This window comes from Vibrio metoecus, assembly GCF_009665255.1.
Classification (GTDB): Bacteria; Pseudomonadota; Gammaproteobacteria; order Enterobacterales; family Vibrionaceae; genus Vibrio; species Vibrio metoecus_B.
This window is the reverse complement of the sequence record NZ_CP035687.1, coordinates 251,918-264,700: the sequence shown is the minus strand read 5'-3', so window position 1 is coordinate 264,700 and position 12,783 is coordinate 251,918. Positions and strand designations below refer to the sequence as shown.

The window sequence follows — 12,783 nt, the reverse complement described above, 5'->3', positions numbered from 1 at the left end:
TGTCTCCTAAGAATCTTGATTGGTGGCTTTGGAACGAGAAACGCGAGCTTCACCGACCAGTAAATCGAACAACAAAATGATGGCTAACATCACGACAATCAGCACGGAACCGTAGGCGATAGCGATGCCGTACTCACCATCTTCGACTCGGTTCAGAATGTAGGATGTTGCAACGCGGGTTTCCGGTGTAACCAGAAAGATGATCGCACTGACTGTGGTCATCGCCCGCACAAAGCTGTACACCAGCGTAGAAAGAATCGCGGGGCGCAGCAGTGGCAAAATAATGTAGCGAATGGTTTGTAATGAGCTGGCACGTAAGCTCAGTGATGCTTCGTCCAGTGATTTATCGAGCTGACCAAGGCCGGCGATTCCAGAGCGGATACCCACAGGCACGTTTCGCATCACCATCGAGATCACCACAATTGCCGCGGTGCCAGTTAAATAAATCGGCGCATCGTTAAACGCCAAGATGTAGGAAACGCCTGCCACTGTACCGGGTACGGCAAAGCAGAGCATGGTGGAAAACTCGATCACTTTTTTGCCGTAGAACTGCTGTCTCACCACCACATAAGCAATCAATAAGCCGAACAGGGCTGTAATCGGAGCGGCCACTCCTGCATAAATCATGGTGGTGATCAGTGACGGCCAAGCGCCATCAGACATACCATTCCCAAACAGATTGAGGTAGTTTTTGACGGTCAGGGTGTAATCGACGCCCCAGTTCACCGTAAAGCTGCCGAAGAAGATGCTGCCGTAGAGCAGAACGTTAAAGATCATCCACGCATACAAAGTCACAGTGACGCCCAATTTCAGTGAGGTGGGCATCTCTTGCACATCGCCGCGGTAGGCTTTACCAGAAATGGTGACGTAGGAACGCTGGCCGATCCACAGATACTGCACAACAAAAATCGCGAGTGAGAACAGCAGCAGAACCGAGCCGAGTGTACTGGCTGAAGCGTAATCCAGTTGTGCCCCTGCAATATAGAAATAGATCTGCGTCGCGAGCACATCAAAGCTGCCGCCTAGTACCAAGGGATTACTGAAGTCTGCCAATGATTGCACGAATATGATCAAAAATGAGTTGGCTAACGCAGGTTTAAGTAGCGGCATGATAATGCCGAAGAAGGTTTGATAGCGGTTGGCTTTGAGGGTGTAGGAAGCCTCTTCCAACGAAGGATGCAGTGACTTGAGTGCGCCATCCAAAATCATGAATGACATCGGCGCAAACGCCAGCACCTGTGCGAGCCAAATGCCCGTGAAGCCATACAGCCAGTTAGTTTTCTGTAAACCAAACCCATCGACCATCAACTCAGTGATATAACCCGAACGCCCCAGCATTAAAGTCACGCCCAACCCGACAATAAAGGGCGGTGTCACGATCGGTAAAATAGAAAACACGCGCGCGATAAAGGCGGAACGTTTAGCAATACGTGTGGTGTAAATGGCAAAAATCAGTCCGAAGAAGGTTGCACCAACACCTACCGCAATGCCGAGTGCAATCGAGTTGTAAATGACGGTGAGGGTATGAGATTGAGAAAGGATCGTCATGAACTGCCATGCCGTCCAGTTGCCCATGTCATCTTTAAACATCGGCAGGAAAATGGCGATGCTCGGATAAACAATAAAAATCACAATCAGCAGAATGATGCTGATCAGCGAGCCAATGACAAAATGGTCGCCACCGAGGTATTCCAAGCGGGCGAAGGCCAGCGTCATAATAGCACCAAGGGCAGTGAACAGAATGATGCTGGAATAACCCAATCCTTTGCCGCTTAGCCATGCGCTGAACAAAATAGCCAGCATACAGAAGTCAGAATACGCAATGTCGAGATAGTGGCGGTTTGTGGACTGACGTCCCTGAGCTTGCCGAGGCCGAAAAGCCAGCAATAAAGGCAAACTAAACCAGAACCAGGAAATGTTTGGCTCACTCCAACCCATAGCGGCATAAAATTCATCTGGAGTGGATTCAAATAGCCCATAATCCAGAGCAAAGGATGGCAGAAGAATAAAGCTAAACAGCACCGCAGCCAGCCAGTAAAAAACCGGATCGGTTTTGACTGGCTGGTGGAGTGTCAGTTTCAGCGCTTGAGAAGGCTCATGCATGGTCAAACCTTATTATTGAGTCGCACTTAACCTGCCCGCAAGCAGTGAGCAGGTTAAGTGTCAGGGGAGAAATACCGCCACCGAGTGGCGGTGCGACTACGATTTCGGGTTAGTTACCCATTTTGATCTCGTTAACCCATTTTGTGATCAAACGCTTACGCTCATCAGAAGAACCGTAGGTTTCCATATCGTAATTGATCAGCTTGAGTGCTTTCGGATCAAGAGCATTAGGCGACTGTTCCGCTTGGGTGTTGGTCAAGATCTGGTAGGACTCACCTTGTTTCCATGCCACTTCTTGGCCTTCTTTCGACAATACCCAGTCAACAAACAGTTTGGCGTTATCAAGGTTACGTGCACCTTTAATAATACTGACGCCACCAATTTCGTAACCAGTACCTTCACAAGGAGAAATGAGTTCCAGCGGTGCACCTTTGGCTTGTTCCAGCGAGTAGTCGTGCAGGAAGCCGATACCAATCGCTACTTCACCACGCGCCGAGTTACGTGATGGCGTTACCCCAGATTTGGTGTATTGAGAGACGTTTTTGTCGAGCTTTTTGAAATACTCAAATGCGGTGGGTTCATCCCAGAGCTGGATGAAGGTTGCGAGTGCGGTATAAGCAGTGCCAGAACTTTGTGGGTCGGAGATTTGAATTTCACCTTTGTATTCTGGTTTGGTCAAATCCGCCCAGCAACGCGGGATCGGAATGCCTTTTTGTGCCAAGCGTTCGGTGTTCACACCAAAGCCCAAAATGCCCATGTATACCGCAGAAGAGTAGTTACCTTTGCGTTTGGCAGGATCACGGAAACCTTCCATGATGTTGGCCAATTCTGGGGATTGGTAAGCTTGGAGCAAGTCCATTTCACCCGCTTGTGATTGTGGGTCAAGTGTGCCGCCGTACCAAACATCCGCGCGTGGGTTGTTTTTCTCTGCATCAATTTTTGCAAGTGTACTGCCAGAGCCATTGCGTACAAAGGAGGTGTTCACATTGTATTTTTCAGCGAACGCTTTGGTTCCAGCTTCACACATCGCATTGGTAGCACTGCAGTACACCACCAAACGGCCTTCCGCATGAACCAGCGGCGCACTCATCATTGAACCAAGAACACTCAGTGCCAGCAGCGTGCGTTTTGCATTAACAATCATTGGGTTTTCCCTCTTGTTGATGCTCCCTTGTGTCCTTGTCAGGTCGGTACTGCATCAGGTCATAAAGTGGAGCACAGTTACGTTATTGGATGGTAAAGATTGGTTATGTTTATCACTCATCTTCCGTCACCGGTTGCTGAGCTTTTATAAAGGGCAGCAGTTGTAAACTGATCACGGCTGCTGCCGCAGTAATTAGGCAGAAGAAGCCTTCCCAGCCCCATGCTTCAATAGCCAGTGACATGGGGTAGCTGGCTAACGCTGCACCGAGATAGCTAAATAAGCCAACGAACCCGGTCGCGGTGCCTGCCAAATCTTTCCTTGCGCATTCTGCGGCAGCCATACCAATCATCATTTGCGGGCCGAAGACAAAAAATCCGATACAGAAGAAGCAGCCAGCCAAAAACCATAAATGATCGATAGGTGTCAGCCATAAGGCCGCAACGGAGGCAAAAATGCCTAACGCAAAAATCAAATTCATCGGGGCACGGTTGCCGCGAAAGTAATAGTCGGAACCCCAGCCACCAAGCAACGAGCCCAAAAATCCGCCCACTTCAAACATGGCTACTGCGCTATTGGCACTGAGAATGTTGTACGCGTGCCGCTCAACCAGATAAAGCGATCCCCAGTCGTTAATGCCAATTCTGACCACGTACACCAGCAAGTAAGATCCACACAACAGCCAAATGTAGCGATTAGTCAGTACATAGCGATAAACCGCGACGCGGAAGGCGAGACCTTGGCCTTCTTTTTCGTGCTCGAGTTCAAGTGCATCACCGCGCCATTCACCGACTGAAAGCAACCCCATTTCGCTTGGCTTCTCTTGGATGCGATAACAGAGCCAAAGCCCAACGAAAATCGCAACTCCGCCGGCAAACAAGAATCCGTAACGCCAGCCAAAGGTTAAGCTGATAAAACCAATCACGATGGGGATCAATGCGCCACTTAAGTTGTGGCAAGTATTCCAAATTGACCACCAAAATCCCCGCTCGCTACGTGAATACCAGTGGGTGAGCACCTTGGCACACGCAGGCCAGCCCCAGCCTTGAAAAAAAGCGTTCGCCGTCCATAACAAGGTAAAAGCCAACAAGGACGAACTAAAACCAAAAGCGATGTTGATGATGCCGGTGGCCATCAATCCCAACCCCATGAAATAGGGCGAGCGGGAGCGGTCAATCATCAAACCTGAAACAAATTTAGACACCCCGTAAGTGAGGTAGAACAGCGTACCGAGAAAACCCAAATCGGAATAATCGAGTCCTAACTCACTGAGCATTTGCGGCATCGCAAAATTGAAGCTTTTACGAGTGAGATAGAACACGCCATAACCGACATACATGGAAATCATTAAATGAATGCGCCAGTGGCGATAAGCCTGATCGATTTCCATTGCCTGAATGGGTTGCACCATAGGTACAATCTTCATATTGCTTGTCCTTATTGAGTTTCATCCTAATCAAGCGAGGTGGGAAAAACATGGGAAGGAGTTGTATTCATCTAGGAATATTTCCTAGTTTTTCGCTGGTTATTGAGCGTTTTGTGGGTAAGTTAACAATTATTCGCGTGCCAGTTTGGAAAGTGGATGACGTCATCTTTAATTGACCGCCGAGTGCAGATACACGTTCGCTCAATCCTTTTAAGCCTTGCCCACGCCCCCGCCAGTCGGTAGGCAAACCAATGCCATCGTCTTTGACTTCCAAAACCATTTCACTTCCCGGAAATAGGCTGATGTGTACGCGGGTGGCTTTGGCATGTTTGGAAATGTTGTTCAGCAACTCCTGCACAATCCGATACAGAGTGACTCGCGTGGTATCGTCCAGCTTTTGCGGATTGACCCCCATATTGAGGCGAACCGTCATACCTTGTTCGGCAAAACGCATTTCTTGCACCAGTTGGCGAATGGCATGTTCTAATCCGAGTTCATCCAAAATATGCGGGCGTAGTTGCTTTAAGAGCTGACGTGTGGATTGATGAATCCGCATGGCGAGTGACTGCACAGTAGAAGCCGCTTGTTTGGCTTGATCATTACTGGCTAAACGTTCAGCGAGCATGGATTGAATTTGAATCGCGGTAATGTTTTGGCCAATCTCATCGTGCAGTTCACGGGCAACGGATTTGCGAATCTGCTCTTCCACAGAAACAAGCTGGCGCGCGAGATCTTGCTTTTCACGCAGCTCTTTGGCTAAGCGGGTGTTCATTTTTTGCAGCAATAAAGCGAGCTGATGCTGGCGGCTAATGGCGATACCCAATCCAAGCCCGACAAAAGCTTGGCTCGACATAAAAATCAGCAGCTCTTGATCCGAAGAGAATGAACCACTGAACTGGCGTGCCGTCGCTAGCAGAATGCAGTTTAAACTGCTCGCCAACACGCCGCCTTGCCAACCATAACGATAGGCAAGAAAAATCGTCGGGAGCAAGATGATCAATAGGGCAAACGGCTTCATCTGCTCAAGTAACGTCAGCTCCGCCAGCAGTCCTAAGCTGAAAAACAGTAAGCTCCACATCAACATTTTCGGTTTAAGTTTCACATCGTGGTGAATCAGTTGTGGAGAAAGCGGATGCCACGTTTGGTGACGGAGATAGTCGGCCACCAGATACAAAAATGGGGTCAGTACAATGCCTCCCGTGAGCGAAGCGATACTCACGGCAATTAACGTCTCCGCCCCCATTTGTAGCGGTTTCGCCAACAAGGTAAAAGTCAGGCCTACCAAAATGGTGTGCAGCAGCACCAGTGCCACAATCAGCAGTAACTTTTGCCAATACAAATGTAATTTCGGCCAGTGTCGGCGGGCAATGACTACAGCTAGCCAAACCACCCAAGGCATCAGCAGCATCAAAGGGCTGGATTGGTCTGGAAGTAACACCAAGATCGCGCCAGCCAAAAGCATGTCACTCAGTAACCAAACCCAAGTCTGTGTTGGGCGTGCTAACAAATAGACCGCCAAGCGTAAGCCGGTGGGGAAAAGTAAGTAGGCTTGGAGCGGATTGTGGCTCAAATATTGGCTGACATTCCATAGACTAAATTGGCTAATACTGTAGAGCGCAAAAGCAAAAATCAGTGGAAACAGCTTGGCCATCGTTAACCATCCACGAGCAGGTGGTGCTGCAAAGCAAAGCGGATCACATCCACGTTATTGGTTAGGTTTAATTTGCTCAAAATGTTGGCTCGGTGAACGTGAACGGTTTTATGGCTGAGAAACAGCGTTTGCGCGATCTCTTTCACTTCTTTGCCTTGTACCAATAAATCAAACACTTCAACTTCACGCTTGGTAAGGTCGGCAAGCACATTATTGATATCGGGATTACTCAAATTGACCAAGGCATCGGCGCACAAATAGCGTCTGCCAGAGGCAACGGTACGAATCGCACTCACTAGCTCGCTTGGACCACATCGTTTGGATAGGTAACCTTGTGCTCCAGCATCCAAGGCTTTTTTCACAAATGAAGCAGAATCATAAATACTGAGGATGATCGCTTTGAAACGCGGGTTATGTTGGCGCAACCGCTCTAGCAGGCTCAGCCCATTTTCATCCGGCATCGAAATATCGATGATAGCAACATCAACCTCCGATTGGGTAAGGGCATGAAAGGCCTCTTTTGCACTTTCGTACTCACCTTGCACCCTTATATCTTGCTCAAGATTGAGTAGCTGAGCGAAACCCGAACGAACAATCGTGTGGTCATCCACCAGCGCAATGGTAATCATGATGTTTATCACCTAGCAAAATCAAATTCACAAAAGTGTAATGTTTTTACGCAGGGATGGCTGAGACATGTCGCACGAAGAACGATTGATGATCTAATCAATAACAAGGTATTTATAAAATAACTTTTATAACAATAGGTTGGATGGTTTTAACCGCGCATTCAGCGCTGTTATTTTTTAAACAATACCACTACCGAGCTGGCACGTTACACCAAAGTAAACTTTCGTTTAGCAAGCTCGCCATGGTCTACTATATTTTTATTATATGGCGGTTGTACAACCGAGCGGTTAGGCACGAGATGCATATAATGAAATCAGTAAAAATCCAATGGTATGTCAATTTACGACAAACATTTTTCTGCATCGCGCGAGCGTTAGATTCGGTGGGTATTGATGATATCAATCATGGTCATCGTGTTGGATATATGGCGTATTCCTGCGCCAAAGCGATGGAATGGAGTGAGGAGGAGTGTCAATTAGTTTTTTCTTTAGGTTTGATCCATGACTGTGGCGTAGCCCAGAAGCGTGATTTCTACAATCTGCTTGAAAATATGCAGCCGGATAATGTTCGTCAACACTGTGTGAGAGGTTATGAGCTGCTTTCGCATTGCCCTCCTTTGTCTCTGTTTGCCGATGCGATCTTGTATCACCACACGCCTTGGAAAGATCTGAAAAATATTGATATTGCAGATCGAGATAAACGTTTTGCTGCATTGATTTTTTTATCAGACCGGATTGATTACCTCAAAGAATTGTACCCCAAAGATCAATTTGGCAATGTAACCCAAGAGGCGCGTAATCAAGTTTGCTTAGAGATTGGGCGTTTAAGTGGCACCTTGTTTGAGCGTGACTTAGTCCGTGAAATGCAAAACTTATTGGAGAAGGAGTTTATTTGGTTCTCCATGGATTATCAGCATGTTGAAGCGTTAGGGCAGACCTTACCATCTATTCCATTCTTTGAGCAGAAGCTCGGAGTTGATGATGTGATGTCGATTGCGATGTTGATGGCGAATATCGTCGATGCCAAAAGCCAATTCACTTTCTACCATTCGCAAAAAGTGGCTGAGATTTGTCAGCGGTTAGCTAAGGAACTTGGGTTGGATCCTGAGATGCAAAAGGCTTTATACCTCACAGGCTTAGTACACGATATTGGTAAGCTCCATACCCCAGAAGATATTTTACATAAGCCTAGCAAACTCAATGAAAGTGAGTATTTGTGCATTCAGCGTCACTCTACCGATTCTCGCTACACCTTACAGATGATGTTTGGTAACTCCATGATTTGTGAATGGGCGGGTAATCATCATGAACGGTTGGATGGTTCCGGTTATCCTAGAGGGCTGCAAGGTTCAGAGATTGATCTGCCTTCTCGGATTATTGCTGTGGCCGATGTATTTCAAGCGTTAACCCAAGCGCGGCCTTATCGTGGGAGAATGTCACTCAAAGAGGTGATGAATATTCTTTCTCACGAAGTCAGTTGTGGACGCCTTGATAACCAAGTGTTTGAAGTGATAGTGCGTAATGACCAAGCGTTTTATGATTTGTCTATTCAGGAAAGTGTCAATGAATGGGTGTCTGTTCATTAGTGTGTATTTGTGACAATCCCAGTCGCTGATTGAAGGCACACAGTCTACTGATGTGGAATAAAAAATCCGGTGCAGGCACCGGACTTTTCTCTCTGTCTTTTCTATTTGTCTTTGGTCATGGCCAGCAGGCCAATCGAGACAACGGCAACCCCAAGGAAACCTGCCAGAATAATAACTGGCATGGCGCTGTAACCCAGTACATGCCAAAAAATCGATTCAAGAGTACTCATAATGGATCTCCTTATTGCCAGCCTTCAACACCATGCATGTCGGGTAGGTTATGCGCGATACCTTTATGGCAGTCAACACAGGTTTTTTCGCCAGAGGCCAATGCCGTAGAGTGCTGTTGCACTGCGCGGCTACTTTGCTCTGAAAAATCCATGTAGTTGAACTGGTGACAGTTTCGACATTCCAATGAATCGTTCTTTTTCAACCGAGCCCATTCACGTTCCGCCAAATGTGCGCGGCGGGCTTGGAACTTCTCTTGAGTATCGATAGTGCCGATAAAGTGCGCGACCAGTTCTTTGGACGCTTGCACTTTACGCACAATTTTATCTGTCCATTCGTGAGGGACATGGCAGTCAGAACAAATAGCGCGAACCCCAGAGCGGTTTGAATAGTGAATCGTCTCTTGGATTTCGGCCACAATCGGCGCGTGACAACCTGAGCAAAACTCTTCGCTGTTGGTCGCTTCCATTCCGGTGTTGAAGGCGCCCCAAAATAGCAGGCCGCCCACAAAGCCCATCAGTAAAACCACACCCACGGCGGCTTTACTTGGACGAGACAAACGAAGCCAAAACGCTTTCAGAAATTTCATAAATGGCCTCTTTTCGGTTAACGAAGTGAATCAACACGTTCGAAATCGTTCTCTACCAGCGGTTTTGCATCCGCTTGAGGGACGTGACACTGCAAACAGAAGTAGCGGCGTGGAGAAACATCCGACAGTACCGCATCTTCACGATTCACAAAGTGAGTCACGCTGATCTTGGTTGCGCCCATCTCTTTGGCATTTTTCCAACTGTGACAAGAGAGGCACTTGTTCGCATTCAACGACACTTCATAGTTGCGAATGTTGTGTGGGATCAGTGGTGGCTGATAGACAAAGTCACTGTCCAACGCTTGCTCACGTGGGTATTTCTTCATTGGGTCTGCAGCGCGAGTTGCTTCAATTTCACTCGCCCCACGCAGTGATTCTAAACCACCGATACCGCCTGGATTGTTCAGCTCAGCGTGAGCGATACCTGCCAGCACAGTAAACACTGAAAGAAAGGCAATGAGTTGTTTTTTCATCGTAAATTCTCCGCCTTGCGGCTTAATACTTGGTCTGGGCTGACGGGCAGCCCAGTGCAATTAGGGTTACGCGACTTTGGTGATCTTAACCGGGCACTTCTTGAAGTCAGTCTGTTTCGAGAGTGGGTCGGTTGCATCGAGGATCAACTTATTGATCAGAATGCGAGCATCAAAGAAAGGCACGAACACCAAGCCTTTTGGCGGCTTATTACGACCGCGAGTTTCCACACGTACTCGAACTTCACCACGCGAGTTGGAGATCAGCACTTCATCGCCACGGCGTAAACCGCGTGCTTGCGCATCTTCATGGTGCATAAAGCACAGCGCATCTGGCACCGCTTTATACAGCTCAGGGACACGACGTGTCATGGTGCCGGTATGCCAGTGCTCAAGAACACGGCCTGTACAGAGCCACAGATCGTACTCTTCATTCGGTACTTCTGGTGGTGCTTCGTAAGGCGAGGAGATGATCCACGCTTTACCATCCGGTTTGCCGTAGAAGTCCCAACCTGAACCTGCTTTCGCATAAGGGTCAGATCCTTCTTTAAAGCGCCACTTAGTCTCTTTACCATCGACAACCGGCCAACGTAAGCCGCGAACTTGGTGGTAAACATCGTAAGGCGCTAAATCGTGACCATGGCCGCGACCGAACTCGGCATACTCTTCAAACAGCCCTTTCTGGATGTAGAAGCCAAAGTGGTGTGCATCATCGTTGAGTTCACGCGCTTCGCTCAGTGGGAACTTATCCACCTGACCGTTTTTGAACAGTACGTCATACAGGGTTTTACCACGGTATTGCGGTGCTTTCGCCAGTAACTCTTCCGGCCACACTTCTTCCACTTTGAAGCGTTTTGAAAACTCAATCACTTGCCATGAATCTGAGTGAGATTCTCCGACAGTTTTAACTTGTTGATACCACACTTGAGTACGGCGTTCCGCGTTACCGTAAGCCCCTTCTTTTTCTACCCACATGGCGGTTGGCAGAACAAGGTCAGCCGCTTGCGCCGTTACGGTTGGGTAAGCATCAGACACTACGATGAAGTTTTCAGGGTTGCGGTAGCCCGGTAAACGCTCAGTATTGATGTTTGGACCCGCTTGCATGTTGTTATTACATTGCACCCAGTAACAGTTCAGTACGCCATCTTTGAGCATGCGGTCTTGCTGTACCGCGTGGAAGCCCGGTTTAGGTGGGATAGTACCTTCAGGCAGTTTCCATACTTTTTCTGCAATCGCACGGTGTTTAGGGTTAGCCACCACCATGTCGGCTGGCAAACGGTGTGCAAAGGTACCGACTTCACGAGCAGTACCACAGGCTGAGGGTTGACCGGTCAGTGAGAATGGGCTGTTGCCTGGGGTAGCGATTTTGCCGGTAAGCAGGTGCAGGTTGTACACCAAACTTTGCATCCATACACCGCGAGTATGTTGGTTCATACCCATGGTCCAGAGCGACATTACTTTGGTGTTTGGATCGGCATACTGTTTCGCGAGCGTGATCAGTTTATCCGGTGCCACACCTGAAATTTCTGAGGCTTTTTCAACCGTGTATGGCGCAACCGATTTTTTGTACTCTTCAAACGAAATATCGCTGACATCACCAGAGTTGGGATTTTTCGCCTTTTTCTGCAGTGGGTCATCGTCACGCAGACCGTAACCGATATCCGTTACCGCTTGTTTGAAGTGGGTGTGTTTGTTCACAAAGTCCCAGTTCACCGCATCGTTTTGAATGATGTAGTTGGCGATGAAGTTGGCAATCGCTAAGTCAGACTGTGGGTGGAAAATGTAGCCGTGATCTGCCAACTCAAATGAACGGTGGTAATACGTTGAGAGCACATTCACTTTAACGTGAGGATGGCTTAGACGACGATCAGTGATGCGAGTCCAGAGAACTGGGTGCATTTCCGCCATGTTTGAACCCCAAAGCACAAAAGCATCGGCATGTTCAAAGTCGTCATAACAGCCCATAGGTTCATCAATACCAAAGGTACGCATGAAGCCTACTACCGCAGAAGCCATACAGTGGCGCGCGTTCGGGTCAATGTTGTTGGAGCGGAAACCGGCTTTCATCAGTTTCACCGCGGCATAACCTTCCATGACTGTCCACTGACCAGAACCGAACATACCTACACTGGTTGGGCCTTTGGCTTTAAGCGAGGCTTTCCATTTTTCAGCCATCACATCAAATGCGGTATCCCAAGAGACTGGAGTGAATTCACCGTCTTTGTGGTATTGACCATCTTTCATACGCAGCAGAGGCGTTTTTAAGCGATCTTGGCCGTACATGATTTTTGAGAGGAAGTAGCCCTTAATACAGTTAAGGCCTTTGTTCACTGGCGCTTCAGGGTCACCTTGAGTGGCGACAACGCGACCATCTTGGGTACCGACCAGCACAGAGCAACCTGTACCACAAAAACGACAAGGCGCTTTGTCCCAATGAATAGCGGTTTGATCGGAGCTAGCGATCAAGTTGGTGGCAGAAGCGGGGAGGGTGATCCCTGCAACCGCCGCAGCTGAGGCGGCTGCGTTTGCTTTCACAAACGCACGTCTGGTCATTTTCATACATTACCCTCGAGTTCAGAAAAGGTATTTCCAGTGTGTAATAATTCCTTCCTACGGAGTGCCGTCACGACATCGGCGACAGGCTATCTCAGCAGTTTGGCTATAGTTCTTCTTCTGTTGCTGTTTCTACCTGATGGAAAACCAAAAAAGCGTTAAGCACATTAGGAAGATTATTTATCTGTTCAATTGTTTCGGTGATAAATCCTTGACGATCGGTTTCAATCACCACGACGAGTTTGCCTTGCGGATCTTCGCCGTAAATTTCCACGTCACGCAGTTCGCTCACTTGCTGTTTTACGGTGAGTAGATGCTCTGGCAAGGTGTGAACCACCAAGCTGGAGATGTGTACTTCATGCAGTGAAGCTACAGGTTGTGACATATTGCTCTCCCATTTATCCACG

General features: G+C 48.2%; 11 protein-coding genes. 1 reads left to right on the top strand and 10 read right to left on the bottom strand.

What is annotated here, in order from left to right:
* Positions 1-6 precede the first annotated feature (6 nt).
* The 5 genes from EPB59_RS14760 to EPB59_RS14740 form a co-directional block, all read right to left on the bottom strand.
* A complete protein-coding gene (locus tag EPB59_RS14760) occupies positions 7-2,103 on the bottom strand; it encodes an ABC transporter permease (RefSeq protein WP_195707162.1) in 2,097 nt (698 codons plus the stop codon).
* Positions 2,104-2,212: 109 nt separating this feature from the next.
* Positions 2,213-3,247, bottom strand: a complete 1,035-nt coding sequence (locus EPB59_RS14755) for an ABC transporter substrate-binding protein (RefSeq protein ID WP_154173513.1) — start codon at positions 3,245-3,247, stop codon at positions 2,213-2,215.
* 112 nt (positions 3,248-3,359) lie between these two features.
* Complete coding sequence (gene uhpC, locus EPB59_RS14750; protein ID WP_154173511.1) at positions 3,360-4,670, bottom strand: MFS transporter family glucose-6-phosphate receptor UhpC; 1,311 nt, start codon at positions 4,668-4,670, stop codon at positions 3,360-3,362.
* 67 nt (positions 4,671-4,737) lie between these two features.
* Positions 4,738-6,321, bottom strand: a complete 1,584-nt coding sequence (gene uhpB / locus EPB59_RS14745) for a signal transduction histidine-protein kinase/phosphatase UhpB (protein ID WP_154173509.1) — start codon at positions 6,319-6,321, stop codon at positions 4,738-4,740.
* A gap of 2 nt (positions 6,322-6,323) precedes the next feature.
* Positions 6,324-6,950 carry a response regulator transcription factor gene (locus EPB59_RS14740; RefSeq protein WP_154173507.1) on the bottom strand — a complete coding sequence of 209 codons (627 nt, stop codon included), beginning with the start codon at positions 6,948-6,950 and terminating at the stop codon, positions 6,324-6,326.
* A 308-nt stretch (positions 6,951-7,258) separates the two neighbouring features.
* On the opposite strand from EPB59_RS14740, the gene EPB59_RS14735 reads away from it, so the two are divergent.
* Entirely contained in the window at positions 7,259-8,536 is a 1,278-nt protein-coding gene (locus EPB59_RS14735; RefSeq protein WP_154173505.1) for an HD-GYP domain-containing protein, read from the top strand.
* A 101-nt stretch (positions 8,537-8,637) separates the two neighbouring features.
* Here the strand turns inward: EPB59_RS14735 and EPB59_RS14730 are convergent, their stop codons facing one another.
* The 5 genes from EPB59_RS14730 to EPB59_RS14710 all read right to left on the bottom strand — a co-directional run bounded on the left by EPB59_RS14730 (position 8,638) and on the right by EPB59_RS14710 (position 12,761).
* The gene (locus tag EPB59_RS14730) at positions 8,638-8,766 is read right to left on the bottom strand and encodes a TIGR02808 family protein (RefSeq protein WP_000105479.1); all 129 of its coding nucleotides are present in this window, start codon (positions 8,764-8,766) and stop codon (positions 8,638-8,640) included.
* An 11-nt stretch (positions 8,767-8,777) separates the two neighbouring features.
* Positions 8,778-9,353: a NapC/NirT family cytochrome c gene (locus tag EPB59_RS14725; RefSeq protein ID WP_000670282.1), complete on the bottom strand. Its 576-nt coding sequence runs from the start codon at positions 9,351-9,353 to the stop codon at positions 8,778-8,780.
* A gap of 17 nt (positions 9,354-9,370) precedes the next feature.
* Complete coding sequence (locus EPB59_RS14720; RefSeq protein WP_002045214.1) at positions 9,371-9,826, bottom strand: nitrate reductase cytochrome c-type subunit; 456 nt, start codon at positions 9,824-9,826, stop codon at positions 9,371-9,373.
* A 66-nt stretch (positions 9,827-9,892) separates the two neighbouring features.
* Positions 9,893-12,382 carry a periplasmic nitrate reductase subunit alpha gene (napA, locus tag EPB59_RS14715; protein WP_055049930.1) on the bottom strand — a complete coding sequence of 830 codons (2,490 nt, stop codon included), beginning with the start codon at positions 12,380-12,382 and terminating at the stop codon, positions 9,893-9,895.
* A gap of 100 nt (positions 12,383-12,482) precedes the next feature.
* On the bottom strand, positions 12,483-12,761 hold the full coding sequence (locus EPB59_RS14710; protein WP_055033640.1) for a chaperone NapD: 279 nt from the start codon (positions 12,759-12,761) through the stop codon (positions 12,483-12,485).
* Between the last annotated feature and the right edge of the window lie 22 nt (positions 12,762-12,783).

What these genes read in the sequence shown, in the direction of transcription:
- EPB59_RS14735 (WP_154173505.1), top strand. Translation starts at nt 7,259, where the DNA reads ATGAAATCAGTAAAAATCCAATGGTATGTCAATTTACGACAAACATTT.
- napA (WP_055049930.1), bottom strand. Translation starts at nt 12,382, where the DNA reads ATGAAAATGACCAGACGTGCGTTTGTGAAAGCAAACGCAGCCGCCTCA.
- EPB59_RS14730 (WP_000105479.1), bottom strand. Translation starts at nt 8,766, where the DNA reads ATGAGTACTCTTGAATCGATTTTTTGGCATGTACTGGGTTACAGCGCC.
- EPB59_RS14725 (WP_000670282.1), bottom strand. Translation starts at nt 9,353, where the DNA reads ATGAAATTTCTGAAAGCGTTTTGGCTTCGTTTGTCTCGTCCAAGTAAA.
- EPB59_RS14740 (WP_154173507.1), bottom strand. Translation starts at nt 6,950, where the DNA reads ATGATTACCATTGCGCTGGTGGATGACCACACGATTGTTCGTTCGGGT.
- uhpC (WP_154173511.1), bottom strand. Translation starts at nt 4,670, where the DNA reads ATGAAGATTGTACCTATGGTGCAACCCATTCAGGCAATGGAAATCGAT.
- EPB59_RS14760 (WP_195707162.1), bottom strand. Translation starts at nt 2,103, where the DNA reads ATGCATGAGCCTTCTCAAGCGCTGAAACTGACACTCCACCAGCCAGTC.
- EPB59_RS14755 (WP_154173513.1), bottom strand. Translation starts at nt 3,247, where the DNA reads ATGATTGTTAATGCAAAACGCACGCTGCTGGCACTGAGTGTTCTTGGT.
- EPB59_RS14720 (WP_002045214.1), bottom strand. Translation starts at nt 9,826, where the DNA reads ATGAAAAAACAACTCATTGCCTTTCTTTCAGTGTTTACTGTGCTGGCA.
- uhpB (WP_154173509.1), bottom strand. Translation starts at nt 6,321, where the DNA reads ATGGCCAAGCTGTTTCCACTGATTTTTGCTTTTGCGCTCTACAGTATT.
- EPB59_RS14710 (WP_055033640.1), bottom strand. Translation starts at nt 12,761, where the DNA reads ATGTCACAACCTGTAGCTTCACTGCATGAAGTACACATCTCCAGCTTG.